This window comes from Erythrobacter crassostreae (assembly GCF_019204045.1).
GTDB lineage: Bacteria > Pseudomonadota > Alphaproteobacteria > Sphingomonadales > Sphingomonadaceae > Erythrobacter > Erythrobacter crassostreae.
Window position 1 is genome coordinate 1588603 of the sequence record NZ_JAGSPC010000001.1, and the last position, 25679, is coordinate 1614281.

The 25679-nt window shown below is 56.5% G+C and carries 24 protein-coding genes; 16 read left to right on the plus strand and 8 right to left on the minus strand.

Translation table 11 applies throughout. From position 1 onward, the window contains the following. Position 1 precedes the first annotated feature (1 nt). From KCG46_RS07735 to KCG46_RS07785, 11 genes are all read left to right on the plus strand, one after another. A complete protein-coding gene (locus KCG46_RS07735; RefSeq protein ID WP_218404688.1) occupies positions 2-1459 on the plus strand; it encodes an NAD(P)(+) transhydrogenase (Re/Si-specific) subunit beta in 1458 nt (485 codons plus the stop codon). Positions 1460-1466: 7 nt separating this feature from the next. Further along, positions 1467-1859: a hypothetical protein gene (locus tag KCG46_RS07740; protein ID WP_255551822.1), complete on the plus strand. Its 393-nt coding sequence runs from the start codon at positions 1467-1469 to the stop codon at positions 1857-1859. A 75-nt stretch (positions 1860-1934) separates the two neighbouring features. Next, positions 1935-3125 (plus strand): parallel beta-helix domain-containing protein, encoded by a 1191-nt coding sequence (locus KCG46_RS07745; RefSeq protein WP_218404689.1) that lies wholly within the window; start codon positions 1935-1937, stop codon positions 3123-3125. Next, positions 3122-4141: an SO2930 family diheme c-type cytochrome gene (locus KCG46_RS07750; protein ID WP_369410177.1), complete on the plus strand. Its 1020-nt coding sequence runs from the start codon at positions 3122-3124 to the stop codon at positions 4139-4141. The genes KCG46_RS07745 and KCG46_RS07750 overlap by 4 nt, the downstream gene beginning before the upstream one ends. Further along, positions 4138-5106 (plus strand): alpha/beta fold hydrolase, encoded by a 969-nt coding sequence (locus KCG46_RS07755; protein ID WP_218404690.1) that lies wholly within the window; start codon positions 4138-4140, stop codon positions 5104-5106. Before KCG46_RS07750 ends, KCG46_RS07755 begins: the two co-directional genes overlap by 4 nt. A gap of 96 nt (positions 5107-5202) precedes the next feature. After that, entirely contained in the window at positions 5203-5907 is a 705-nt protein-coding gene (locus KCG46_RS07760; RefSeq protein ID WP_218404691.1) for an aspartate/glutamate racemase family protein, read from the plus strand. A 334-nt stretch (positions 5908-6241) separates the two neighbouring features. Continuing rightward, positions 6242-7426 (plus strand): deoxyguanosinetriphosphate triphosphohydrolase, encoded by a 1185-nt coding sequence (locus KCG46_RS07765; RefSeq protein WP_218405367.1) that lies wholly within the window; start codon positions 6242-6244, stop codon positions 7424-7426. Beyond that, the gene (locus KCG46_RS07770; protein WP_255551823.1) at positions 7419-8171 is read left to right on the plus strand and encodes an NAD(P)H-binding protein; all 753 of its coding nucleotides are present in this window, start codon (positions 7419-7421) and stop codon (positions 8169-8171) included. Before KCG46_RS07765 ends, KCG46_RS07770 begins: the two co-directional genes overlap by 8 nt. Then, entirely contained in the window at positions 8171-8617 is a 447-nt protein-coding gene (locus KCG46_RS07775; protein ID WP_218404692.1) for an ABA4-like family protein, read from the plus strand. Before KCG46_RS07770 ends, KCG46_RS07775 begins: the two co-directional genes overlap by 1 nt. A 102-nt stretch (positions 8618-8719) precedes the next feature. Then, complete coding sequence (locus tag KCG46_RS07780; protein WP_218404693.1) at positions 8720-10285, plus strand: long-chain-fatty-acid--CoA ligase; 1566 nt, start codon at positions 8720-8722, stop codon at positions 10283-10285. A gap of 13 nt (positions 10286-10298) precedes the next feature. Beyond that, on the plus strand, positions 10299-10898 hold the full coding sequence (locus tag KCG46_RS07785) for a DUF938 domain-containing protein (protein ID WP_218404694.1): 600 nt from the start codon (positions 10299-10301) through the stop codon (positions 10896-10898). Positions 10899-10906: 8 nt separating this feature from the next. On the opposite strand, the gene KCG46_RS07790 is transcribed toward KCG46_RS07785, so the two are convergent. Further along, positions 10907-11038: an entericidin A/B family lipoprotein gene (locus KCG46_RS07790; RefSeq protein ID WP_218404695.1), complete on the minus strand. Its 132-nt coding sequence runs from the start codon at positions 11036-11038 to the stop codon at positions 10907-10909. Between the two features lie 57 nt (positions 11039-11095). After that, complete coding sequence (locus KCG46_RS07795; protein WP_218404696.1) at positions 11096-12007, minus strand: DMT family transporter; 912 nt, start codon at positions 12005-12007, stop codon at positions 11096-11098. Between the two features lie 84 nt (positions 12008-12091). On the opposite strand from KCG46_RS07795, the gene KCG46_RS07800 reads away from it, so the two are divergent. Then, positions 12092-12340, plus strand: coding sequence for a hypothetical protein (locus KCG46_RS07800; RefSeq protein ID WP_369410178.1), 249 nt, complete (start codon positions 12092-12094; stop codon positions 12338-12340). 10 nt (positions 12341-12350) lie between these two features. Here KCG46_RS07800 and KCG46_RS07805 read toward each other — a convergent pair whose 3' ends face one another. Both KCG46_RS07805 and KCG46_RS07810 read right to left on the minus strand, forming a co-directional pair. Then, positions 12351-12563, minus strand: coding sequence for a hypothetical protein (locus KCG46_RS07805; protein ID WP_218404698.1), 213 nt, complete (start codon positions 12561-12563; stop codon positions 12351-12353). Positions 12564-12583: 20 nt separating this feature from the next. Then, positions 12584-14119: a TadA family conjugal transfer-associated ATPase gene (locus KCG46_RS07810; RefSeq protein WP_218404699.1), complete on the minus strand. Its 1536-nt coding sequence runs from the start codon at positions 14117-14119 to the stop codon at positions 12584-12586. Positions 14120-14312: 193 nt separating this feature from the next. Here KCG46_RS07810 and KCG46_RS07815 point away from each other — a divergent pair, with 193 nt between their 5' ends. Next, positions 14313-15506 (plus strand): glycosyltransferase, encoded by a 1194-nt coding sequence (locus tag KCG46_RS07815; RefSeq protein ID WP_218404700.1) that lies wholly within the window; start codon positions 14313-14315, stop codon positions 15504-15506. An 11-nt stretch (positions 15507-15517) separates the two neighbouring features. Here the strand turns inward: KCG46_RS07815 and KCG46_RS07820 are convergent, their stop codons facing one another. The 4 genes from KCG46_RS07820 to KCG46_RS07835 all read right to left on the minus strand — a co-directional run bounded on the left by KCG46_RS07820 (position 15518) and on the right by KCG46_RS07835 (position 20167). Beyond that, on the minus strand, positions 15518-16399 hold the full coding sequence (locus KCG46_RS07820) for an FkbM family methyltransferase (RefSeq protein ID WP_218404701.1): 882 nt from the start codon (positions 16397-16399) through the stop codon (positions 15518-15520). Positions 16400-16531: 132 nt separating this feature from the next. Beyond that, entirely contained in the window at positions 16532-17461 is a 930-nt protein-coding gene (locus tag KCG46_RS07825; protein ID WP_218404702.1) for a hypothetical protein, read from the minus strand. A gap of 7 nt (positions 17462-17468) precedes the next feature. Then, positions 17469-19139: an ArnT family glycosyltransferase gene (locus tag KCG46_RS07830; RefSeq protein WP_218404703.1), complete on the minus strand. Its 1671-nt coding sequence runs from the start codon at positions 19137-19139 to the stop codon at positions 17469-17471. A gap of 2 nt (positions 19140-19141) precedes the next feature. Then, positions 19142-20167: a glycosyltransferase family 2 protein gene (locus KCG46_RS07835; RefSeq protein WP_218404704.1), complete on the minus strand. Its 1026-nt coding sequence runs from the start codon at positions 20165-20167 to the stop codon at positions 19142-19144. A 181-nt stretch (positions 20168-20348) separates the two neighbouring features. Here KCG46_RS07835 and KCG46_RS07840 point away from each other — a divergent pair, with 181 nt between their 5' ends. The 3 genes from KCG46_RS07840 to KCG46_RS07850 all read left to right on the plus strand — a co-directional run bounded on the left by KCG46_RS07840 (position 20349) and on the right by KCG46_RS07850 (position 25647). Next, the gene (locus KCG46_RS07840; protein ID WP_218404705.1) at positions 20349-21263 is read left to right on the plus strand and encodes a DMT family transporter; all 915 of its coding nucleotides are present in this window, start codon (positions 20349-20351) and stop codon (positions 21261-21263) included. Positions 21264-21375: 112 nt separating this feature from the next. Continuing rightward, positions 21376-23199 (plus strand): glutamine--fructose-6-phosphate transaminase (isomerizing), encoded by a 1824-nt coding sequence (gene glmS, locus KCG46_RS07845; protein ID WP_218404706.1) that lies wholly within the window; start codon positions 21376-21378, stop codon positions 23197-23199. Positions 23200-23238: 39 nt separating this feature from the next. After that, positions 23239-25647 carry a putative bifunctional diguanylate cyclase/phosphodiesterase gene (locus KCG46_RS07850; protein WP_255551824.1) on the plus strand — a complete coding sequence of 803 codons (2409 nt, stop codon included), beginning with the start codon at positions 23239-23241 and terminating at the stop codon, positions 25645-25647. Positions 25648-25679 lie beyond the last annotated feature (32 nt).

Consider the following 25679-nt stretch of genomic DNA (forward strand, 5'->3'; position numbering starts at 1 on the left):
GATGACCTTCTCCATCCTTGCAGGCGCCGCGGACGCCGCCACCGGAACACCCGCATGGGCGATGCTCGCCTATCTCGTATCGGGCGTATTTTTCATCCTCGCGCTCCGCGGGCTTTCCTCGCCAGCGACCAGCCGCGCGGGCAACCGCAACGGCATCATCGGTATGCTGATCGCGGTCGCCACGACCCTGATCACGCATGATATCGCCAACATTGTAGAGATCGCGATTGCCATCTTTATCGGTGCGCTCATCGGGGTAACGGTCGCGCGCAAAATCGCGATGACATCCATGCCAGAACTGGTCGCGGGGTTTCACTCGCTGGTCGGTCTGGCCGCCGTTGTCGTGGGCCTCGCCGCGTGGCTTGATCCGGCCAGCTTCGGCATCACGGATCCGGACAATCAGATCTTTATGGTCAGCCGGATTGAGCTGGGCCTGGGCATCGCGATTGGTGCGATCACGTTCTCCGGCTCGATCATCGCCTTCCTGAAATTGTCGGGCAAAATGAGCGGATCGCCGATCCTCTTGCCGATGCGCCACGTCATCAATCTGGGCACACTTACCGCTATCCTCGCGATGATCGGTATTTACGCTGTGTCGCCAGATGGCGGTGCGGGTGAAGGATACCTAATCATTGGTATCACAGTGCTCGCTTTCATCATCGGTTTCCTGCTGATCATCCCGATTGGCGGCGCGGATATGCCGGTCGTTGTTTCGATGCTGAATTCGTATTCGGGTTGGGCTGCGGCGGCGATGGGTTTCACGCTCGGCAACAGCGCGATGATCATCACAGGCGCTCTTGTCGGTTCGTCCGGCGCGATCCTGTCTTACATCATGTGCAAGGCCATGAACCGCAGCTTCATCAGCGTGATTGCAGGCGGCTTTGGCGCGGATGCAGGCGGAGCCGGAGACGGCGAAGCACGTGAACAGCGCCCCTACAAGCAAGGCAGCGCAGACGATGCGGCCTTTATGTTGGAACAGGCGGAAAAGGTCATCATCATTCCGGGCTACGGCATGGCGGTGGCTCAGGCACAGCATGCTTTGCGCGAAATGGCCGATTTGCTCGAAGCCAAAGGTGTCGAAGTCAAATACGCCATCCACCCGGTTGCAGGACGCATGCCGGGGCATATGAACGTGCTGCTTGCCGAAGCCAGCGTTGAATATGACAAAGTGTTTGAGCTGGAGGATATCAACTCCGAATTCGCTCAGGCCGATGTCGCCTTCATCATCGGCGCGAACGACGTGGTGAACCCTGCGGCGAAGACAGACAAATCCTCACCGATCTACGGCATGCCCGTGTTCGACGTGGACAAGGCCAAGCAGGTGTTCTTCATCAAACGTTCGATGGGCGGCGTCGGCTATGCCGGTGTCGACAATGATGTGTTCTATATGGACCAGACGATGATGCTGCTGTCCGATGCCAAGAAGATGGTTGAAGAGATCAACAAGGCGCTGGATTAAGAGACCTATGGCTGAAGCGACAAAGACACACCCCGTGCGTTTGACCGTTATCCTTTTGGCGATTGTCCTTATCGCTGTTGGTGCTTGGTTTACATTCCGCGATGGCGGATGGCTGAATCAGGTGACGGAAGACCGGGTCGAGGATGCTTTGATTATCAACGGTGTTCCTTTGCCCATTGCCGAATGCATGGCCCCAAAACTGACCGAGCGGCTGTCTATCGGACAGCTGCGCTCGCTCGAGAAACTCGCCCCAGCTGAGGGCGAAGAGAGCGTGCCGACCAGCCTTTCGGGTGCGCTTGACCGGCTCAACCGCATTGAAGACGCCGAAGCCGTAAAGCAGCTTGCGGTTGTCGGTGCGCGGTGCGGTTCTGAGAGCCTGCTGCGCGGGCTTTCATTGTAACGACGTAGCGCTGCAGGGCACTTGCCAATTCCCATGCCTTTGCGCAGAGTGCGCGCGAGGGATGGGAGACTTCATATGATCAGAATGACCGTAGCCGCGTTGGCGTTTTGCAGCGCCGCGCCAATTCTTGCCGAGACGCACACCGTATCAGCCGGCGAAGGCGCGCAGGAGCGACTGCAAGAGGCGCTGATCCTTGCCGAGCCGGGCGATGAGGTCGTCCTCGAAGCGGGACGCTACACTCTCACCGACGGGCTAAGCCTGGATGTTGACGGCGTGACATTGCGCGGCGCGGGCATGGATGCCTCGATCCTTGATTTCACCGATCAGGCTGGATCGGGTGAAGGGCTGCTGGTTACTTCTGACAACGTCACGTTGCGTGATTTCGCGGTTGAGAATGCCAAGGGTGACGGGATCAAATCCAAAGGCGCTGACCAGATCGTTTATCACGCATTGCGGGTCGAATGGACCAATGGTCCGGACGCGAGCAATGGTGCCTATGGCATCTATCCGGTCGAGGCATCGAACATTCTCGTGCAGGACAGTTACGTGCGCGGTGCATCCGACGCGGGTATCTATGTGGGTCAATCAGAGAACATCGTCGTGCGCCGCAACCGCGTGGTTGAAAACGTCGCCGGGATTGAGATTGAGAACAGCAACCATGCAGAGGTGACGGAAAACCTCGCGACCAAGAACACCGGCGGCATTCTGGTTTTCGATTTGCCCGGCTTGCCCAAAGTCGGCGGCGGGGATGTGCTGGTTGCTCGCAATGCGGTGATCGACAACAACACCGATAACTTCGCGCCAGAGGGCAATATCGTTGCCAGCGTGCCCGCGGGAACCGGCGTGATGGTAATGGCAAACACACGGGTACAGGTGCTGGAAAACGCTCTGGTCAACAACTCAACCTCGCATGTCATGTTGATCGCTTATAGCCAGCCCTATGACGATGATCGCTATCAACCGCGCCCGGTGCAGGTTGAATTGCGCGACAACATTTATGGTTCCGGCGGCAATGCCCCCGATTTTGCCGGCGGAGACATGATCGCCGCTGCGATGGGCGGTTCCTTGCCGCCGGTCCTGACCGATGGCCTCCATCAAAACCTTGGCAGAAATGATCAGGTGCCCATTCTGACCCTTGGCTTGACCAAAGTGGGGCAACCCTTTGCTGAAGCGCAGCCCAGTCTGCTGCGGCCTGCTCCGATCACCTCAACATGGACAAATGATCCGGTTGTGCTGCCTGAAGAAATGGAAGCGCGTCTGAAGTGAAAAAATCGCTGCTGATCTTTGTAGCTGCGGCGGCTGCGCTGGCTGGTTCGATTACTGTCAATGCCACAGTGATCGATGAGCCTGCTGTCAATGATGCGGCCATTTTGGAAGGCATGCCGCGTACTCTTTCGGAATTCCGTTTCTTTACGGACGGGATGATCCATCATCCCAATTATCAGGTCACTGGATATGAGTTGAACACGCCGCTTTACTCAGATGGCGCGGACAAATTGCGGTTCGTCTACCTGCCGGAAGGGACAGTGCTGATGGGCGAAGGTGGGGGCCTGCTCAAATTCCCCGTTGGAAGCGCGATTATCAAGACCTTCGCGTTTGGTGAGGGCGAAGATCGCCGTCTGATCGAAACGCGTGTTCTCCTCCACCGGACAACCGGATGGGTCGCGCTGCCATACCGGTGGAATGAGGATCAGACCGATGCAAAGCTGGCATTGGCGGGCGCGCGCATCCCAATGACGCGGCCTGATGGCGAAGAGATTAGCTACCGCATTCCGAACAAGAACCAGTGCAAGACCTGCCACAGCAAAGACGGTGAAGTCATTCCGATCGGACCGAAGGCGCGCAACCTGCCAAGCGAATGGCTGGCGCAGATGGTTGATACGGGGCACTTATCGGCGGTGCCGAGCGGTAGCGACGTGCTACCACACTGGACCGACCGTGAAGGCGCCGAAACGGCTGATTTGGCCCGCGCTTATCTGGATGTGAATTGCGCGCATTGCCACCAACCGGGAGGCGGGGCGTCCAATTCGGGTCTCGATCTGCGCTGGGAACAGTATGATCAGACAAAGCTGGGCATTCGCAAACCGCCAGTCGCCGCCGGACGCGGGGCGGGCGGACATGCGGTTTCGATCGCGCCCGGAGATCCCGACGCGTCTATTCTGGTTTACCGAATGAGCTCGACCGAAGCGGGGGTCGCAATGCCTGAATTGGGCCGCTCTACCAATGATCCGGACGGGATTGCGGTGGTCCGCAAATGGATTGAGGAAATGCCTGCATCATGAAATGGCTCGTTCGAATTCTCGCAGTGCTTGCCGCGCTGCTTGTCATTCTGTTTTTCATCTTCCGCACGCCGGATACGGATGCCGCGGAAATGCGCGCGAAGTATGGCGGCGAACCCTCGCAGTTTGTTGCAATCGGCGATGGTGTAACAGTGCATCTTCGCGATGAAGGGCCTCGCGATGCCCCTGTCATCATGCTGCTGCACGGCTCCAATTCAGACCTGCACACATGGGATGAATGGGCCGCTGACCTATCGGAGACTTACCGCGTCGTCCGGTTCGATCAGGTCGGCCACGGCCTTACCGGACCCGATACGAGCGCGGACTACATCCGAGCGAATTATGTCGCGGACATCCGCGAGGTGGCCGATGCTTTAGGGATCGAGAAGTTCGTCCTTGGCGGCAATTCAATGGGCGGCAAACATGCGCTCACTTTTGCTGTGACTTATCCCGACCGGCTGACCGGGCTGGTGCTGGTTGATGCAAGCGGCGGCCCGATGCCAAGGGAAGAAAAGGACGACGACGATAGCGGCAATATCGGTTTCACCATCGCAATGACGCCCGGCATCAACAAAATCGCCGAGCAGATCACTCCGCGCAGTCTGATTGCGCAAAGTCTTGATCAATCTGTCTCGATCAAATCGGTCGTCGATGACGCGATGATTGATCGGTATTGGGAATTGCTGCGCTATCCCGGAAATAGGGCGGCTACGATGGCCCGTTTTGGCGTCGAATATGAACCGCTGACCGAAGCTGAAATCGCGGGTGTTACGGTGCCCACATTGATCCAATGGGGGGATGAGGACCGCCTGATCCCGCTTTCTGCGGGCGAGTGGCTTGATGCAACAATGCCAAGCAGCAGGCTTATTGTTTACCAGGGGATCGGACACCTTCCCCAAAAAGAACATCCCGACCAAACAGCGGCAGATGTGAGAGAGTGGCTCGCTGCCATGGAGCCTGCGGCTTAGACCTCTTCGAAACTTTGGTGCTGCGGCCTATAGACGGCATGCGCGCTTCGCCGCTAAGTCCGTGATCTGAAGACCTCGGGACTTAAGGAAGCATATTTGCGCAAACTTGGAATTATCGGCGGCATGAGCTGGGTGTCGACCGGTATTTATTACGAGCGGATCAATCGGATCATTCAAAAACGCGCAGCACCCATGGCGAGCGCGCCATTGCTGATTGAAAGTGTCGATTTTTGCCAGCTCTATGCGCTTCGTGAAGAGCAAGACTGGAACCGTGCATCCGAAGTTCTATCGGAGAGCGCAAAGCGGCTCGAAGGTGCAGGTGCAGAAGCCCTGCTTATCGGCGCGAATTCAATGCACAAGGTCTATGATGATGTGGCCGAGGCAGTGGATATTCCGATCCTGCATATCGCCGATCAGGTTGCCCTTTCGATTAAGCAGGCCGGACATAAACGGGCTGCACTTATCGGCACGCGCAATGTTATGACGGAGAGTTTCTATCGAAAGCGGCTGATCGCGCATGGCATCGAATTGATGCCGCCGGATATGGCCAATGTCGAAGCGCTGCACGGGATCATTTACGATGAGTTGATGCTGGGCAAGGCGACCCGCGATGCAGAGCGTAAGCTTAAGACGATAATCACGAACAAGGCGCAAGACGGGGCCGATGCTATAGTTTTGGCATGCACCGAACTTAACCTGGTGGTGGATGTGCATGCCAATGTGTTGCCGGTGTTCGATTCCACGCGAACGCACTGCGAGGCAGCGGCTGACTGGATTCTTGGGCAAAAGCAGGCTGACTAGTCTGCGCGCACCAATTCGCGAACGTCTGTTCGTCCCAATGCTATACCGTGTTGCAACATTTTACTTTGTCCTGATGCATAGCTCGACTAAAGAGCTGGGTAAGGATTTGGCATTCTTCAATGTACAAAATCCGGGTCCTCGGGTCGCTAAGACAGAGGTCCTGGGGCCGTTTTCCACCCCCCCAATGCACCCGGAAGACGGCCCCATTCTCTTTTTCGCGAAAAACTGATCGACAATGATCTCGACAGGGCGAGCGCTGTCCACGGCAATCCCACTGGGTTGCTGATCTGTTCCCGTTGAGCGGCGAAGCATCGTCACCTAATCGGGTGGGGTGATAAACCGTGCACCCTACGCTGCTGACCCGCACAATCATGGCGGGCGTGAATTTCAGCCTCAACGGCGTGCGGGCGAAGTGCAAAGCGGCGGCGAGATGCGCGGCCCACGCAGCGACTTTCAGCGTGACCGTGACCGCATCATCCATTCGATGAGCTTTCGCCGGTTAAAGTCTAAAACGCAGGTGTTTATTGCCCCCGACGGGGATCACTACCGGACCCGCCTGACGCACAGTCTTGAAGTGGCGCAAATCGGCCGCGTTCTGGCGCGCACGCTGGGCCTTGATGAAGATCTGACAGAGGCGCTTTGCCTCGCGCATGATTTGGGTCATCCACCATTTGGCCATGCAGGAGAGGCGGCCCTGTCCGATGCGATGCAGCGGCACGGCGGCTTTTGCCACAACGCGCAGGCGCTGCGGACGGTGATGCGGATCGAGAATCCGTACCCTGCAAATGATGGCTTGAACCTGACATGGGATTTGCTTGAAGGCTTGGCCAAGCATAATGGTCCAGTGAATGCGCCGAATTGGGCGCTGGCGGAGCTTGATGCGGCGTTCCCGCTTGATCTGGGCAGCTACGCCTCGCTTGAGGCTCAAATCGCGGCTGTTTCCGATGATATCGCTTATGACAATCACGACATTGATGATGGGCTGCGTGCAGGCTTTCTTGATCTTGATGATTTGATGGAATCTCCATTCCTCCAAGACCAATGGCACGCGGTTGAAAAACGCTTTCCAAATGCTCCGCGAGATCGTTTGCTAAGGGAATTGGTGCGGGACCAGATCGGCTTGATGGTCAATGATGTGATCGAGCATACGGCAGAGCAAGTGAAAGGCATCGGGTCAGTCGAAGAGATACGCGGTGCCAATCGCCAGCTTGGCGGGTTCTCACCGGAAATGGCGCAGCATGAGCGGACGTTGAAGGCGTTCATGTACAAAAAGCTTTATTACCATCCCGAACAAGTCAGCGCGGCAGAGCGTGCGCGTGATGTTATCGCGCGATTGTTCGCCGCGTATTCGCAAGACGCAAAGCTGATGCCCGCCGATTGGCAGGCGCGCCTTCCCGAACAAGACCCGCAGCGCGCCCGCGTTATCGCAGACTTTATTGCGGGCATGAGCGACCGGTTTGCCATGATGGCGTGCGAGCAGATTTACGGTGAACGGCCACAGGGGCTTAGCAATGTCTAACCTGCGCTCAAGAGGCCCCGAACGCCGCACAATGGGGCAAAAAGCACCCGAACGCATCGGGATGGTAGGTGCAACCGGATTGATCGGGCGGCGCGTCATCCAGATATCCAGCGCTAGTGATATGGCGCGCATTGTGGGGATCGCGCGGCGTGAATCCGTTTTGCCCGAAGGTGCGCGGATGGAGATGTTCGTCGCCGAGCCTGAAAAATGGGGTGAGGTGTTCGAAGCGGTAAAGCCGCGCGCTTTGATTTGTGCGCTGGGCACCACTTGGAAGAAAGCCGGGCGAGACGAGGAAGCCTTTCGTGCGGTTGATCAGGACCTGATTTTAAAGACCGCAGAAGCAGCGAAAGCGGCTGGCGTAGTCAATATGGTGCTGGTCAGCGCCGCAGGTGCTAATCGCCAATCCAAATCCTTCTACATGCAAGTGAAGGCCGAGACAGAGGATCTGGTTTCGAAGGTCGGGTTTAAGCGGCTGGACGTGCTGCGCCCTGGCTTGTTGCGCGGAGCGCGCGCGGGTGATTTCCGCTTTGCAGAGAAGGTGGCGATGACGGTTGCTCCTTTGATCGAGCCGCTGCTGCCTTCAAGCTATGAAATGTATCATTCGATTGATGCAGACATCGTAGCGCAGGCGGCATTGGGCCTGGCCATGCGGCGCGCAGCCGGGCGCTTCACCCATGATAACGAAGCAATGAAGCGCGCTGCGAGAGAATGGCGCGCCAAAGCCGAAAAAGACGAGGAAGACTGATGGATTGGAGCTTTGTCTTTAACGCGGTGAATGTCATAGCGCTCATCGCGTGGACCGGCTTGATCGCGCTTCCGCGTTGGCCTGCGCTGCTATCGGCAATTCTTTTTCTCGGCGTCGGGGTGCTTTGCCTTGTCTACACCGTTTTGATGATCAGCGTCCTGACCGGGTTCATACCAGCAGGCGAGGGCGGGGCGGATTTCACCACAATCGAAGGCGTTCGTTCGATCTTTTCCAGCGATGTCGGTGTCACGATCGGCTGGGCGCATTATCTCGCATTTGATCTGTTTGTGGGAATTTGGATCGCACGCGACGCGGATGCCAAGTACTTCTCACGCTGGTTTCAGGCACCGATACTGCTCGCAACTTTTCTGGCGGGGCCCATCGGCTTGTTTATATGGTTGATTATAAGAGAACCGCGTTCGCGCGCATCAGGCCGCTGGTCCTGAAACCCTCCAGATAACTGGCGGGTTTGCTAACCCGATTGATTGCTAGACTGGCGGCTCAAAACCCGTATCTTCCTCTACAAAGAGATTGTGGAGAGAGATATCATGAGCAACCCGTTTCATCACGATTTGACGCATTTTGATGACGTCTTGCGGTTTTGGGTGAACGAACGCCCCGATGCCACTGCTCTTGATCAGGAGGGCCGGAAAACAAGTTACCGCGAGCTTGAAGAGAACACCCGGCGGATCATCGCTGTGTTTGAAGCGCACGGCGTTGGCAAAGGCGACCATGTCGCATGGCTTGGCAAGAACAGCGATCTCTATTGCCAGCTCTATATCGCCTCGGCGCGAATTGGGGTTGTTGTTGCACCGGTCGGCTGGCGATTGGCCCCGCCAGAGATTGCCTATATCCTCAAAGACACAGGCGCCAAGCTGGTCCTTGCGGGCGAAGAATTTGTCGAAACAGCAAAGACCATTGCGCACGGACTGCAAACCAAACCGACCGTTATTGGGGAGATGGAAGCACGCGCAGCCATTGCTGCTCAAACCCCGGCGGAGGGCTTTTCCAAGGCGGATGATGGCGATCCGGTTCTCCAGCTTTACACATCTGGCACGACGGGCAATCCGAAGGGCGTAATGCTCTCGAACGGAAACCTGTTCGCGCTTCGAAATCCGGGCAATGCCGCGGACCTTCCGTGGAATCACTACAACACCGACGATTGCATGCTCGCGGCCATGCCTTGTGCGCATATTGGTGGGACCGGTCTGATCAACATCGCGATTGCCAATGGTATCCGATGCCGCGTGGAGGCCGAGTTTACACCTCTGGGTGTGCTCGAAGCGATTGAAGAGGGCGCGACCCACATGTTCATCGTGCCCGCGGCCTTGCAAATGGTGGTGCAGCACCCGCGCGCGGCAGAAACCGATTTCTCGAACCTGCGCTACATGCTTTATGGCGCAGCTCCAATGCCGCTTGAACTGCTTAAAGAGGTGGTGCGGACTATGCCGGATACCGGTGTGATGCAGGTTTACGGGATGACGGAAACAACCGGCACGGTAACGCATCTTCCGCCCGATGATCATTCGCTGGACGGCAACGAACGCATGCGTTCGGCGGGTAAAGCTGTTCCCGGTGTCGAAATTGAAGTGCGCGGGCCCGATAACAAGCCGGTGCCGGTCGGCGAGATTGGCGAAATTTGCGTCCGCTCACCAACGAATATGGCAGGGTATCACAACCTTCCAGAGGCGACAGCGAGCACCATCGATGCCGAAGGTTGGGTCCACACTGGCGACGCGGCGATCATGGACGATGATGGCTATGTCTACATTCAGGACCGGATCAAAGACATGATCATAACCGGCGGCGAAAATGTCTATCCGGCAGAAGTGGAAAGCGCGATATATGGCCATCCTGCCATTGCAGAGGTCGCCGTGATCGGCATCCCCAGCGAAAAATGGGGCGAGGAAGTAAAAGCCTGCGTCGTGTGCAAACCGGGCCACGATCTCGATGTGAATGATGTGATCGCCTACACTCGTGAACGGGTTGCGCCTTTCAAGACGCCCAAAAGCATCGATGTAATTCCTGAAATGCCGCGTAATCCATCAGGCAAAATCCTGCGGCGGCAATTGCGAGCCCCTTATTGGGAAGGGCAAGATCGGCAGGTTAGCTAGGGCGCTATAAGCGATGAAAAAGCACGCACCCGCGACCGAGCGGAACCGCAAAGCCATTGCCGATATTCTTGCGAAAGAACTGCCATCATCCGGCGTAGTGCTGGAAGTGGCAAGCGGATCGGGTGAGCACGCGGTCTATTTTGCCGAGCGTTTTCCTCAGCTTGATTGGCAGCCAAGCGATTTTGAGAAAGAGGCGCTGGCGTCAATCATCGCGTGGCAGGATGATCGCGAGCTTAGCAATCTGCGCTTTCCGACTGTGATTGATGCGTCGAAACCTGCGGCTTGGGAGGTGAAAAATGCTGATGCAATTTTGTGCAGCAACATGGTTCATATCACCTCGTGGCAAGCGACAGAGGGGCTGTTTGCCGGTGCTGCACAAATCTTGGGCGGCAAAGATTTGCCGCTTATTCTCTACGGCCCATTTTTTGAGCAGGGGATCGAGCCAGCCCCATCAAACCTTCAATTCGACGCAGGGCTACGTGATCGAAACCCGAGTTGGGGCATACGCAGTGCTGAAGAATTAGACAGGCTGGCGCTAAGCCATGGCTTCACGCGAAGCGCTCGTCATGAAATGCCTGCAAACAATCTGATGCTGGTGTATCGCAGGAGCTGACGAAAAGCTTAGTCGATGGCTTTTTCGCCAGCTTCGCCAACCGATTTTATATCTTCGCCCAGACCTTTGACGGTGTTGCAGGCGGTCGCCGTCATAGTGAGGGCGGCGAGTGTCGCGGCGAGAAGTGTTTTGCGCATCATATCTGCTTTCCAAAAATAGCTATGTACGCATCCTATCCGTTCACCGCCTTTATGTTCCTATTCTGCGATAGGTTGAGCCTTGCTTCGGGCTAATTGCCGCTCCCTCCATGCAATCAGCAGACCTGACCCGATGATAAGCGGCGCGCCGAGCCACAATGTTGTCGAGGGCGCGCGATCAAACACCGTAAATCCGTACCACGTTGCCCATAGGAGTGATGTGTAATCGATCAGCAGGATCACACCGGCAGAGCCGAAGCGTAGCGAGCTAGTCAACAAGACCTGCGCCAGCGCACCCGATAGCGCCATCGCAACGATAATCCCCCATGTTTCCGCATCATGCGCACTGGCGAAAAACGGCATCGCGATCAGAAACACTGGTGTGGAAAGCGCGGTGAACCAAAAAATGATGCTCCACGGGCTCTCGGTTTTGTTGAGGTCTTGAATCTGGAAACTGATCATGGCGACCATAGCAGCGGCGCAGAGCGCGACGACCACGCCGAACACGGTGATCTCGTCCCCCATGCTTCCCGGCTGCATGATGACCAATACTCCGCAAAACCCGATGAACACGGCGGCTGAACGATACAAGCCTACCCGCTCTCCAAACATGGTCACGGCAATAACGACAGCAAAGAACGGAGCCGTATAAGAAAGCACAGTCGCCTCCGCCAGCGGCAGCAGCAGCACCGCGCCATAGACAAAGAACATGCAGAAACCGCCGAGCGCCGAACGCGCCGCGTGGCTTTTGATCCGTCTGGTGCGCAGAGTGGCAAGCTTTCCGAACGCGACCAGACCAGCCGTAATCAGCACGAAGGTGATGAATTGCCGCCAGAAAAGCATCTCGACCAGATGGACACCGCGCGTCCCGCCAAGCTTCACCAGCATGCCCATGGTCGCAAAAACCACAGCCGTCATCAGCCGCAATCCGATAGCGAGCAAAGGGCGGGGGCGGGCAACTGATCCATCCATGAATGGCGGGCTTTAAGGCGAAGCAGGGATTGCGCAAGCATGGTAAGTGTTGCGCACGCGCGGGGCATGGCTACATGCGCACTCGTGACACACTTATGGGTCCAGTTTGAATTGCTGAGCGATGCAGCGCAGCTTGCCATTGCCGGTGGCGGTTTCTGGGTGCTCGCTGCCTTTTGTTCGGTTATGGAACGGCTGCGCAACAGGAAACGCGATGTCTCCCAGCTGGAACGGGTTGGCTTTATGCCTTGGACGACGCTGTTCGTACTGTGCGCGATTATCGGTGGCGGTTGCTTAGCGATGAGCCTGCCGGTTGTGCTTGGTAGCTTGGTCTAGTTTCCGTGCTCTAGGAGCTCACGGCCATCAACTTAATCGCCAGGAAATCAACGGACAACACCGCCAAGCCAACGATTGAGGCGAACAATACCCAAACTTTTCGCATCTTTGAACGGTCTTCTCCAAAGCGGCGCTCGACCCACAATGCCGTCGCTGCCATCGGCCCAATGGTAAATGCAACCAAAGTAACCGAAAACCAGACTGGAAGCTCGATCTCTGTCACTACGCACGCCGAAGCCGTTCTTACAAACAAGCCTCAAGATACGCCTGATCGAAACCGTACTGACGCGCTTTTTCAAGCGTGTAGGGACGCAGGCCTGATGCACGGAATTCACCGATGATCTTACCGTCGTCGCTCTCGTCCAGATATTCGAACTTGAACAAGTTCTGCGTCACGATCACGTCGCCCTCCATGCCGATAACCTCGGTGATGTCGGTTGTGCGGCGTGAACCATCGCGCAGACGTTTTACCTGAACGATAATATCGACCGATTCAGCGATCTGGGTTGAAATCGCTTGTTTCGGGATCTTGATATCGCCCATCAAAATCATGTTTTCCATACGGCCAAGGCATTCGCGCGGGCTGTTGGCGTGAAGCGTACACATAGAACCATCGTGGCCCGTGTTCATAGCGGCGAGAAGGTCGAAACATTCTGCCCCGCGAATCTCACCGAGAATGATCCGGTCAGGACGCATACGCAGGGCGTTTTTAACAAGGTCACCAATCGTAATCGCGCCTTGCCCTTCAAGGTTAGGCGGACGTGTTTCAAGCGGCAGCCAGTGCGGCTGCTGCAAACGAAGCTCGGCAGCATCCTCAATCGTGAGAACGCGCTCACCCGGGTCGATCATTTTCGACAGGGCGTTAAGCATGGTCGTTTTACCCGAACCCGTACCGCCGGAAATCACGATGTTCATCCGCGATGCGCCAGCGATTTTCAGGGCCGTACACATCTTCTCGCTCATCGAACCGAAGTCCTTGAGCATGTCGAGCGTGATCGGCTTTTCGGAGAATTTACGAATCGAGATCGCAGTGCCGCGCAGTGACAGAGGCGGAACGATGACGTTCACACGTGAACCGTCTTTCAAACGGGCATCGGCAAGCGGTGTGGTTTGGTCGACACGGCGGCCAACCTGGTTCACGATGCGCTGGGCGATCTGGAAAAGGTGCTGTTCGTCGCGGAACTTAATCGGCGCGATAACCAGCTTACCCTTTTTCTCGATGTAGGTCTGATCAGGGCCGTTGACCATGATATCGGAAATGTCCGGATCATTCAGCAGCTCTTCAAGCGGACCAAAGCCCAGCAGTTCATCGATGAGAACTTTTTCGAGCGCGAATTGCTCACGGCGGTTCAGTGTGACCTTAAGCTCGGCCAACACTTCCATGATGATCGGACGGAATTCTTCCGACAGCTCTTCTTTGGACAGAGTTGCAGCGGCTTCGGGATCAACACGCTCGAGCAGGCGCGGGAGCACCTGTTCTTTAATCTTGTGGACGCTGGCTTCGAATCCGCCTTGTTCTTCCTGAACATGGGTGGCGTTCATGCGCTCGGTCAGGCGCTCCAAAGCCTCTGCAGTTGTTTTCGGCTTACCGTTTCCGGCGGAGCTTTCTTTGGATGCAGCAGGCTCAGAGCTTGGCGCGTCGCCTTCGCCGGGTAGGGGCGGGAATTGCTCTCCGCCTTTGGCGTCTTCACCGGAGCTGCCGCCGCCCTTCATAGGACGGGCAACGCCAAATGCTGGACGTCCGCCGCCCGCGCCACCTTTTTTACCGAATGCGCTCATTCCAAGCCCCCCAGGGGAAAATTCTCAGTTTGGGCGCTACGCTTTTAGAGCGAACGGCGCCTCTCGAAGTTTGGTGAATAAATCGGAAACCTTATTTTTTTCCTAAATTCCGCTTGTAGGTGAACACTCTTTTGCCAGCAGAGCGGTGTCAGGGTTGCCCACGATCCATTTGTACCGTGCGATTGCGCCCCGAATGCCTTCGGTCTTAGAGTCGAAGGGAGATCAGGATACCGGGACTTTCATCGCCGCCATGGCCGCAAAAATAATCGCATTCGGGGGGTATGACACGCGCAAGCCGCGGGTGCGCCTGTTGATTGAGGCGCTGCGGCGAAAGGGCGCTCTGGCGGAAGAGATCCATGTTTCAGGCTGGAAGGATGTTCCGCAAACCAACATACCTTCGCGCATCGCTTTTGTTAAAGTTCTGCTGAAACTGATCATTGGATACCCCCGCGCGCTGTGGCGTCTTGCGAGAAGCGAGAAGGGCGTGGCGGTGCTTTTGCCCTATCCTGGTATTGTAGAAATTTTCGCAATTGCGCCGATTGCCAGACTGATGCGGCGGCAAGTCGTGCTCGACGCATTTCTGCCGATTTATGACACCGTCGTTGTCGATCGCGCGTTGGTGAAATCGCGCGGATTGATCGCCAAACTAATCTGGTGGTTTGAACGAACCGGATTGAGGCTCGCCGACATCATTCTGGTCGATACGGACAGCCATGGGGAATATTTTGCGCAGGAATTCGGATTGGATCATGGCCGGTTTCAGACGGTCTTGGTCGGCGCGGAGAGCCATTTCTCACCTGGCGCAAACAGCGATCCAGTCGAGGATTTGTTGGGGCCGCGCGATGATCGCCCGATTGTACTTTTTTACGGCCAGCTAATCCCTTTGCACGGCGTGCCGACGATTATCGAGGCTGCAAAGCTGTCACGGGGCAAAGGCGCGCGCTGGGTTATTATCGGACGCGGCCAGTTGGAGCCGGTGATGCGCAAAACCATGGCGAGCGAGGGTGGTTCTGCCATAGAGTGGATCGAATGGGTGGATTACGAGCGGCTGCCATCAGTGATAGCGCGCGCCGATATCTGCCTGGGCGTGTTCAGCTCCTCAGACAAAGCCGCGCGCGTCATTCCGAACAAATTGTTTCAGCAGCTGGCAGTTGGCAAACCGGTGATCACTCGCGACAGTCCCGCAGTCGATACGCTCGCGAACGAATTCCCTGCTACTTTGCGCACGGTACCAGCTGATGATCCGCAAGCTTTGGCAGACGCAGTTGATGCAGCGCTGAAAGACAAAAACGCACTGGCACCCCTGCCGCAGCAGTCGCTGAGGGAGCTTAGCCCTGATGCCGGTGTCGATGCGTTGGTCAGCCGGCTCCGGATAACCGGAGTCTAGCCAAGGACATATCAGGGGCGTTCAAAGAACAGTTCGAATGTCCCGCGGTCGCCTTCCTTGATTTGGTCAAGAAATGAACCTTCACGGATCAGCGACATGCCCGGACGGTCATACTGGATGACCAGCGAAGGCTTCAGGCCGCTTTCTTCGATATTGTTCAAGACTTCGCGGATCTCGTCCTCGTTCAAAAGGCTGCCGTGAAGCTCGATAAAGAGGTGACGGATTTTCTTGAGCGTTTCCTTCGCGCCGCGCAGCACTTCAAGCTCGAAACCTTCAACGTCCATTTTGATGAATGTCGGTGTCTCGTTGGCCTCGGCAAAAGTATCGATCCGGTGACAATCGACTTCGATGAAATCGGTTGGTGAACCCGGGTTTTCTTTGGCTGTGTGCCAGTTTGAAAGCTCGGATGTGAAAAGCTTCAGCTTGCCGTCTTCCTCACCGAAACCGGCATGCTGCACTTCGATGTTATCGTAGCCGTTCAGCTCAATATTGCGCTTTAGGCGTTCAACATTTTCGGGATGCGGTTCGATCGCGTAGATCTTTTTACAGCGGCTCGCTTCCATCAAAGCATAATATCCAATGTTCGCACCCACTTCGAGGACGACATCGTCTTCACGCAGGATGGACATGATGTGGCCAGTCGCGACCGGTTCACGGATGCTGTCGAGCAAAAGATCGCGGTCGAGGCCTTCTTTCTCAGGCATCAGTTCCATTTTTGAACCAAGGATTGTGCGCACTTGCGGGCCTTTCAGGCCCATCCGCGCAAAGTCTTTGCGGCGTGATCGATCTTCCCAGCGGGCGCGGGTGAAGTTCACCGTACGCTCCAACGTGGGTTGAATTCCGCGCGACTGCACCATTTCGACTGCGGCGCGAATTTCGTTGGCGTATTTCATCGATCAATCAATCCTGTTCAATTTCCAGCCCATGGGGGCAAAACCTATATTGCCTGTTAACCATAAATCGTTGCCAAAAAGGAAACAGAATTCGAACTTGTGAAATTCTGGGCTTTCACTCGGTAAGCGATTTTACGCAGCGGCCTTTTCAGTCTTTGGCAAAAACGTGATGATCGCCGTGGCGATACCGCTGACGGCAAAGCCGATCAGGCGGTTAATAGCGACAGCAAGGAATGCAGCTTCGGGTGGTATTGTCGAAAGGGTCGCAATCGCGGCGGCGACCGCCTCGCTAATGCCGAGCCCGCCTGGAGCGATCGCTGCAGCGGACCCGAGGATGGCTGCGAAGACAAAAGGGTAGAGGTCGAAAAACGCGATAGGGACGCTGATCACAAGAAAGCCTGCAAGAATACGCAGGCCCGCAATGCCAAGTCCGACAATCCGCATCGCCAAAGCTGCCATTGCTAGAGGAAGACCGGCTTTTGCCCATAGCCATCCGGTGCATGCAACAACGCCCGCTAGGCCTCCGCATGCGATTAACAGCGCAATTGGTCCATCAAGGCCGAGGGCAAGACCCGCTGCCAGTGCAGCGCATGCCACCCAAAGAAGTGCATTGATCATGACGTGAGCCGCAGCGTTCGCGGCTCCCGAGCCATCACGAACTAGCGCGCCGCCCCGTACGATTGCTCCGCCGGGGATCGGCAAAAATTCGGCAAACTGCGCGACACAGGAAACTTTGAAAGCAGGCCAGAACGCGATGTTTTGACCAGCGCCGCGCGCCATAACCATAAAATTGAGCGCGCCGTAGAGGAACGCGATGGGAATGATCAGTCCGGCAGAAAGCAGGATGTAGGGAAGCGACAGGTCGCTCGCCCGCAGGTCCAGACTTGCTGCCGAATAGGCCAGCCCGCCAACGAACACGGCGACGGCGACAATGACAATAATCGCACGGTATTTGCTGGCAAAGCCCTGCAAGGCTTTCAGCATGGCGACCAAACGGCCTGCCAAGCCATTGGCGGCGCTGGTTGCATCGTGAGGAGCGGAGATGACAGGTTCTGTCGTCATAGCGGGCTTAGAACGCCGTCCAGTAAGCATCGGGCGGTGTCATTTCAGACGGTGTGTATCCTTCACCCCACATCAAACCTGCGTCACCGCCGGAAGGATTTTCAAGAGTGTAGCTTCCGCGATCAAGAGTAACAACAGAGCCGTCCGACCATTCGCGACCATCAATCACGAGTGTACCAGTGACGCTGTATGGACCGGGGACGAGCACGTCCCATTCTTTTGTTTCGCCAGCGCGCAACTGTTTGCCGGCCAGAAAGATATCACCCCAAAACCGGACATATGTGCTCGCCAGCGCATCTGCATCGTCAGGGTGGAACGTGCTGCTGTCCGTGCCAAGGATAGCCTTCGAAAATTCGCGGTTGTTGTCGAGCAGGAAAGGCACGGGTGTTTCGCGCATTGTCTGGAGCAGGGTGGGCTCACCAGCGGCAAGATAACGCTCCACGCCGAAACCAGTGCGGAAGGTGTTCTGTTTCGGGAAGGTCGCGATCATGCCGCAGCAATCGAAATAATTGACCGGCTTCTCGAACGTCTGGTGGACGCCGTTCACCAAGACTTGCTGACGCTCGGTCACGCCGCGCGCATCCACGGCCCAGATCATCAGTGCGCTGCCTGCAATGACCGCCGCGATCAGTGCTTCGCTGTAGCGCTGCGCAATCATGCGGAAAGCCCATACGGTCACAATCACCACCGGAGGCAGGATGAACGGATAAAAGTAGGGAAGAGAATTGCGGTAAACCAATGGAGTGAGAACCGGGAGCCACATGGCCGCCAAAGCGACTTTGCGCTGCCAGCTCATCGTGTCCCTTGCGATCACCCATGGAGCAATGACGATTGCAATCGCGAGCGGCAAAGCGGTGAAAAGAGCCTTTCCTGCTGCGCTGAGATGGGGGCTTGATGCGAGACCTAGCATCCCGCTTGAGGAACGGCCAAGAGTGCCCGCTGCCGCTTCGCGCGCCTGATCGGCAAACTCGCTTGAGTGCAGAGTATAGAGGATCGCAAATGTGGCGAGCGCGATGGCGCCGGCGGCGATCCAGCGAAGCGGATAGCGCCAGTCAAAGCTCTCTTCTTCCCAGCGATATAAAGCGAGGCCCGCAAAGGCGGGTGCCCAAAGGACGAATTTGATCGTCACCATAGCGGCAATTCCGATTACGACGCCTAGCGCGACAATCGCGAGCAATCGCAACCGTGTAAGAGCGGCAATCGCAAAGCCAGTTGTTAGAAAAGCGGCAACAATCGGATCAACACGAAAGGCCGTGCCGTGCTGGAGCACGAACCCTGCGCCAAGATACGCGGCAACCGCGATAATTGCTGTGCGGCGGCTCGCAAATTTTTGCGCCGTTAGAAAAATGCCTGCCGATGTCACGACAAGGCATGCGAACATGAACATCCGCGCGATGATAATATGGTCGATGGAATTGCCCGGCATCGCCGGAAGCCACCACGCGAAAAAGCGGGTGTGGATCGTTTGCAACGGCTGGATAAACTCGCCGCGCGCGACAACTTCGACCTGACTGTAAAACCAGAATTCATCCCAGTTGATCGAACGGCCGAACACCATGGAAAGATGCATCGCTGCCAGGACGCCAATCAGCGCATAAAGCCACACGGCCGAACTTGCCGCCGGAAGCGAAAAGCCCGGGCGAACAGGTGTTTCAGCCGTGGTCGCGGCGGCGGGCATGATCAGAAGGCTTTGCGGCGTTCTGGAGCAGTTTCGATACCCTCAAGGGACACTTCTGTCTCTTTCTGTGCCTTCTCAATTGCTTCGAGTTTTTCGTCCATCCGGCGCAGTTTCAGGATACTGGCTTCCATCAATTTGCGGTTGGTCGCGATAAGATCGGCGAGGATGCCAAGCGTCGCAACCAGCACTCCAACGGTCAGCAAGGCGCCGCCGATGACCAGCGATTGGATGTGGCCATCACCTTGGCCGTTCACAAAAAACCAAACGAAACGTGCCATCGGCAAAAGGCCGACAAGTGTCAGCGCCGCGCCAAGCAATGTAAAAACCCGAAGCGCGTTGAATGTCGTGTAAGCGCGGGTAATCGTCATCCCTTGCGACATGATGAAGCGAGGGATCGACTTGAACAGGCGAGAAGGGCGGGTCGCGCTGTTGGTCCGGATTGGGACCGACTTGATAGCGAGCCGTTTGCGGCCCGCCTGGATCAGCATATCGGTGGTGTAGCTGAATTCAGTGGTGATATTGATGCGTTGCACCGCATCGCGCGTCATTGCCCGGAAACCGCTGACAGCGTCTGTAATGTCAGTGGAACTGAGGGTGCGCACAACGTATGAACCAAGGCGTTGAAGAGCCCGTTTGAACGGAGAGAAATGCGCGTTTTCTGCGACCGAACGATCGCCGATGACTATGTCTGCTTCACCTGCAACGACCGGCGCAACGATGGTGGCAATGTCTTCGCCCGCATATTGGCCATCGGCATCGGTGTTGACGATAATATCCGCGCCTTCGGCAAGGCATTTTTCGACACCGTTGCGGAATGCTTCGGCAAGGCCGCGATTGCGGCGATGGCGGACAATGTGATGCACGCCCCAGCGCCGCGCGATGCCCGAAGTATCGTCAGTCGAGCCATCATCGATGATCAGATATTCAATGATATCAATGCCCGGCAGGCTGCGAGGCAGCTTGGCGAGTGTTTCGGGCAGCACTTCGGCTTCGTTAAGGCACGGGATCTGGATGATCAGCTTTGTCATTACGGTCGGTTTGCCCCCGATGTGCGCGGAAAATGCGCCCAAATTTCGTCTGTCTGACGCCTCGATACCGTGAGGGGTTTAATCAAACGTAAACCATGAACATCAGGATTTGAGCGCGGCCTTGCGTTTCCTGCACTGCGGGTTCACGGCGCGGCATGGTTTTGCAGGATGGAATTTCTCAGTGACAGGTGAAGAGCGCGCAGGTTTGGCCTATGCCGTCGCTGGCTTCGCGACGCTGTCTGTCGGCGATGCGGTTGTGAAAAGCATGGCGGGTGATTGGCCGCCCTACGCGGTCGCGGCTTTGCGTTTTGCATTTGGCGCGATCGGGCTATCCGTTCTGCTGCTCAAGAGCGAAGGCGTAAAGGCGTTCAAGCCGACCAATCCATGGCTACAAGTGGCGCGCGGATTTTGCCTAGCCGCAGCGTCTACGTGCTTCTTTTCCGCGATTTATCTGATGCTGCTGGCTGAAGCGATGGCAATCGGATTTCTTGCCCCAGTGCTGACGCAGCTTCTCGCTGGACCATTGCTCGGCGAGAAGGTCAGGCCTGCGGTGTGGGGCGTGTCTTTGGTGGCACTAACTGGGGTGGCGGTCATTCTTCGCCCGAATTTGGCAGAACTTGGCTGGGCCGCGTTTCTGCCGCTTATATCTGCATGTTTCTTCGCGTTGATGATGATCGCGAACCGCGCGAGCGCGGGGCAGGGCAGCGCCCTTTCGATGCAAGTCTTCATCGCCGGTGTCTGTACGCCAATCTTGATCGTTCTGTGCCTCGGTATCAAAGCGACCGGGGTTCCAGAGCTCGATTTCGGCTGGCCGAGCTGGGATGTGGTCGGCAGGTGCGCAATCGTTGCTGTCACAGCGAGCACCGCGCATTGGCTTGCCTATATTGGTACATCGAAAGCTGGTGCAGCGCAGGTGGCCCCTGCAATCTATGTGCAAATTCTGATCGCGATTGTTTTGGGCTGGTGGTGGTTTGGAGATCGGCCTGATTTGCTAACGTTAGGCGGCGCAGGGCTGATTATTGCAGCGGGTCTTTATCTCTGGCGTGATGGTCTCAACGCATCGAAGCCGGTTGTTTCAGGGCCAAAAACTCGCTGACCACAAAAATTTGCTCTTGCTTCAAGGCTCTGTTCACCAGACATGGTTACGGGGACGGCAATCATAGCGGCGATCACGCGATTTGCGCGCCATTTAGGGGAATTGTTCGAGCATGTGCGGAATTATCGGAATTGTGGGCAACGCACCGGTTGCTGATCGCTTGGTCGATGGTCTCAAGCGGATGGAATATCGCGGCTATGACAGCTCCGGTGTCTGCACAATCGTTGACGGCCAGTTTGTCCGGCGCCGGGCCGAAGGCAAGCTCGCAAATCTGCTTGAGGTGCTGAGTGAGCAACCGGCCACCGGCACGGTTGGCATCGCCCATACACGCTGGGCCACACACGGCGCGCCGACAACTTCGAATGCTCACCCGCACGCAACCGAAGAAGTCGCTCTGGTCCACAACGGCATTATCGAGAATTACAAGGCGCTGCGCGAAGAGCTTGCAGGTGAGAACCGCAAATATGAAAGCGAAACCGATACGGAGGTGGTCGCGCACCTGATCTCTTCCGGAATCGAAAAGGGATTGGACCCGCGCGAGGCGGTTGGAAATGTCCTGCCAAAACTTCGCGGCGCATTCAGCCTGGCAATTGCGTTTCGCAGCCACCCTGATTTGCTCGTCGGTGCGCGGCTCGGTTCTCCGCTCGTGGTCGGATATGGTGATGGCGAGATGTATCTTGGTTCAGATGCGCTGGCGCTTGCGCCTCTAACCCAGAGGATTGCTTATCTCGAAGAGGGCGACTGGGTGGTTATCACCCGCGACGGCGCCGAAGTTTTCAATTCCCGAAATGAGCCGGTAGCGCGCGAAATTCAGTCCTCCGGTGCTTCCGCCGCTGCAGTAGAGAAGGGCAATTACCGTCACTTCATGCAAAAAGAGATATTTGAGCAGCCAACGGTGGTCGCTCAAACGCTTGGTTCGTATCTGAGGCAGTCGGATCACACGGTCGCGTTGCCGCAGCTCGATTTTGATATTTCCAAGATTAAGCGACTGACAATTGTTGCCTGCGGCACCTCCTATTACGCGGGAATGGTGGCCAAATACTGGTTTGAGCAGTTTGCACGCGTACCTGTCGATATCGATGTGGCCAGCGAGTTCCGCTATCGCGATCCTGTGCTGGAGGATGGCGGATTGGCGCTGTTTATCTCGCAAAGCGGTGAGACGGCAGACACGCTCGCCGCGCTGCGCCATTGCAAGGCTGAGGGGCAAACAATCGGCGTGGTTGTGAATGTCCCGACCAGTACAATGGCGCGCGAGGCGGACCTGCTGTTGCCGAGCCATGCGGGCCCCGAAATCGGCGTTGCGTCGACCAAGGCATTTACCTGCCAGCTTGCGGTTCTGGCCGCTTTGGCAGCGCATATGGCCGTGAAGAAAGGTCTGATGAACCGCGAAGAAGAAGCAGAAGTGGTCAAGCATTTGCTTGAGGCACCGGCTGCTCTCAACGCGGCGCTTAATCATGATGATAATATTGCCAGCATGGCACACTTGATTTCACCAGCGCGCGACGTTCTTTATCTGGGCCGCGGTCAGGACTATCCGCTTGCTCTCGAAGGCGCGTTAAAGCTTAAAGAAATCAGCTATATCCACGCAGAGGGCTATGCCAGCGGAGAAATGAAGCATGGCCCCATTGCTCTTATCGATGATGATGTTCCGGTCGTGGTGATTGCACCATCGGGTCCGCTGTTCGAAAAGACCGTTTCCAATATGGAAGAGGTGCGCGCGCGCGGCGGGCAAGTCGTTCTGATTTCGGATGCAGAGGGTATCAAACAGGCTGGCGAAGGCTGCATTGCAACGATTGAAATGCCGGTAGTTCATCCGCTCATCGCACCGCTCGTCTATGCGATCCCGGTGCAACTGCTGGCTTATCACGTCGCCGTGGTGAAAGGCACAGACGTTGATCAGCCGCGGAACCTGGCAAAATCTGTTACAGTTGAGTGATTTAGCAAGGCGAAAAAGAATTGAATAATTGTCGCCTGATTGCCCGATACTTTACGAGGCAATAACCTTTTCAGCGTAACCCGCGTGACTGTGAGCGATCCGGTTTCTTCCTCACAGGTGGCGCAATCCAACCTGTCTGCATCTGCTGTCCTCGGTTTCAAGAACCGGGGCGATGCAGAATGGGTCCGTTTGCGCGGGCTGCAATTCTCGGCTCTGCCAAGTCAGACGATCCGGCGTGTCTACGCTCATGGGATCATGGCGATCCTCGTTGCGTATCTGTATTTCAGCCATATCCCGATCGTTTGGTTGGTGGGCTGGCTTGCCGCGTTGGTTTTGATCAACCTGCGCGGAACTCTGTTTGACCGGTCGCTGATAGACACCGATCGGCGGTCGGTTGAGGCGGCCGAATACACTAGGCAAACAATCACTTCCGTGGTGTCTGGAATGCTGTGGTCGGTTCCGATCTTGTTTTTCGCCCCACTAGGGACGGATGCCGATATGGCGGCACTGCTTGTCATCACAGGCATGCTGGTGACCGGCGCGATAGTGTTTTACCCTGCCGCTCCGGCAAGCGTGGCAGCCTCTACCTTTATTCTCGGCGCCGCCACGATCACTCATCTTGTGTTGTCAGAGCTATGGGTGCTGGCAGTGGCCAGTACGCTGTTCACGATCACAGCTTTGGTGGGTTCGATCACTGTTGGCCGTACTTTCCTGCTTGCCCGCTTGGCAGAGAGCAATCTCGCTGAGAAGGAAGAGGTCGTGTCGCTGCTGCTGCGAGAGTTTGAAGAGAACGAAGCAGACTGGCTTTGGGAAGTGGACACCAACAGGCGGCTGCGTTCAGTCAGTCCGCGTTTTGCATTCGCTCTCGGCCTCCCTCAAGCCGCGGTCGAGGGGCAATCGCTGATGCAGATGATCACGCAGCCTGATTGCGGGCCATCCGACTATGCGCCCAGCCTGAGAGAGCTTGCGGAAAGCCTTAAGGCGAGAGAGAATTTCTCAAATCTGATCGTCAATGTCTACTTGAACGGACGCGAGCGTTGGTGGGAGCTTTCCGGCACACCCATGCGGGATGAACGCGGCCGGTTCATCGGTTTTCGCGGCGTTGGTTCTGATGTGACTGAAAAGCGGGAATCGAGCGAGAAAATCGCCTATCTCGCGCGCTATGATACGCTTACATCCTTGCCAAACCGATTGCAGGTTCACGAAGCATTGGGTGACGCGCTGCGCTATGCAGAGAAGTGGCGAACTCGGTGTGCGTTGCTGATGGTGGATCTGGACCGGTTCAAAGCCGTCAACGATTCTCTTGGACATATGACAGGCGACAAACTGCTCGCCCAGGTTTCAGCCCGCCTCAAAGCGATTCTTGGCGAGGGTCAGATGTGCGGCCGACTTGGCGGGGATGAATTCGCGATCGTCGTCCGCGATGCCTCCGATGGCGACAAGATTGATCTCATCTCTCAGAAAGTCATTGCCGCTTTGTCAGAGCCGTATGAAGTCGATCAGCATACCCTTTATGTGGGTGCCAGCGTCGGTTCCGCATTCGGACCGCGAGACGGTGACAGTGTCGAAAATCTCATGCGGAACGCCGACCTTGGACTTTACCGAGCAAAGGATAAGGGCGGCGGTGAACACTGCCGCTTTGAACCTGCTCTGCATGCAACGGCCGAGGAGCGCCGCAGGCTTGAGGCATCATTGCGCACGGCCATTCATGGCGAGGAATTCGTGCTGCATTATCAGCCGGTCGTCGACGCGCGCAAAGAAACAATTGTCAGTTTTGAAGCACTGGTGCGTTGGAACAGTCCAGAGCACGGTTTCGTAAGCCCTGGGAAGTTTATCCCGCTGGCAGAAGATACCCGACTGATCGTTCCGATTGGCAAATGGGTTCTGGAGCAAGCGTGCCTCGAGGCGCGCAAATGGCCAGAGCACGTGAAGGTGAACGTCAACGTCTCGCCAGAGCAGCTGCTTGAGCCAGATTTTCATCAGGATGTGATCAAAGCGATGGCGGCGAGCGGACTGCGCCCCGAACGGCTGGAGGTCGAGGTAACCGAAAGCATCTTTGTGCGCGATGCGGCAACGGCGCGAAACTCGCTTGAGAAGATAATGGCGTTGGGCTGCTCGGTTGCGCTCGATGACTTTGGAACCGGTTATTCGTCACTCGGTTACCTGCGGACGCTAAGGTTCTCTACCATCAAAGTTGACCGGACCTTTGTTCAAGGCGCTGCGCAAAATAGCAATGAAAGCCTGGCGATTATCAATGCTGTGGTCGCGATGGCGAAAAGTCTGAATATGACCACCACGGCGGAAGGCGTGGAAACAGCCGAGGAAGCAGAACTTATCCGCGAAATGGGCTGCGATAAGATCCAAGGGTTCTATTTTGGCAGGCCAATGATCAGCGACGAAGCGCGCCGCTTATTCAAACGCCATCCTTACGAGTTAAAGGTAGGCTAAATCGCGTTTGTGGAGGTAAACCTCCGCTGCGA

Coding starts and splice junctions, on each gene's coding strand:
- KCG46_RS07820 (WP_218404701.1), bottom strand. CDS start 16,399: ATGAAATACGCCAACGAAATTCGCGCCGCAGTCGAAATGGTGCAGTCG.
- KCG46_RS07735 (WP_218404688.1), top strand. CDS start 2: ATGACCTTCTCCATCCTTGCAGGCGCCGCGGACGCCGCCACCGGAACA.
- KCG46_RS07755 (WP_218404690.1), top strand. CDS start 4,138: ATGAAATGGCTCGTTCGAATTCTCGCAGTGCTTGCCGCGCTGCTTGTC.
- KCG46_RS07790 (WP_218404695.1), bottom strand. CDS start 11,038: ATGATGCGCAAAACACTTCTCGCCGCGACACTCGCCGCCCTCACTATG.
- KCG46_RS07770 (WP_255551823.1), top strand. CDS start 7,419: ATGTCTAACCTGCGCTCAAGAGGCCCCGAACGCCGCACAATGGGGCAA.
- KCG46_RS07775 (WP_218404692.1), top strand. CDS start 8,171: ATGGATTGGAGCTTTGTCTTTAACGCGGTGAATGTCATAGCGCTCATC.
- KCG46_RS07780 (WP_218404693.1), top strand. CDS start 8,720: ATGAGCAACCCGTTTCATCACGATTTGACGCATTTTGATGACGTCTTG.
- KCG46_RS07810 (WP_218404699.1), bottom strand. CDS start 14,119: ATGAGCGCATTCGGTAAAAAAGGTGGCGCGGGCGGCGGACGTCCAGCA.
- glmS (WP_218404706.1), top strand. CDS start 21,376: ATGTGCGGAATTATCGGAATTGTGGGCAACGCACCGGTTGCTGATCGC.
- KCG46_RS07795 (WP_218404696.1), bottom strand. CDS start 12,007: ATGGATGGATCAGTTGCCCGCCCCCGCCCTTTGCTCGCTATCGGATTG.
- KCG46_RS07825 (WP_218404702.1), bottom strand. CDS start 17,461: ATGACGACAGAACCTGTCATCTCCGCTCCTCACGATGCAACCAGCGCC.
- KCG46_RS07785 (WP_218404694.1), top strand. CDS start 10,299: ATGAAAAAGCACGCACCCGCGACCGAGCGGAACCGCAAAGCCATTGCC.
- KCG46_RS07830 (WP_218404703.1), bottom strand. CDS start 19,139: ATGCCCGCCGCCGCGACCACGGCTGAAACACCTGTTCGCCCGGGCTTT.
- KCG46_RS07745 (WP_218404689.1), top strand. CDS start 1,935: ATGATCAGAATGACCGTAGCCGCGTTGGCGTTTTGCAGCGCCGCGCCA.
- KCG46_RS07740 (WP_255551822.1), top strand. CDS start 1,467: ATGGCTGAAGCGACAAAGACACACCCCGTGCGTTTGACCGTTATCCTT.
- KCG46_RS07835 (WP_218404704.1), bottom strand. CDS start 20,167: ATGACAAAGCTGATCATCCAGATCCCGTGCCTTAACGAAGCCGAAGTG.
- KCG46_RS07815 (WP_218404700.1), top strand. CDS start 14,313: ATGCCTTCGGTCTTAGAGTCGAAGGGAGATCAGGATACCGGGACTTTC.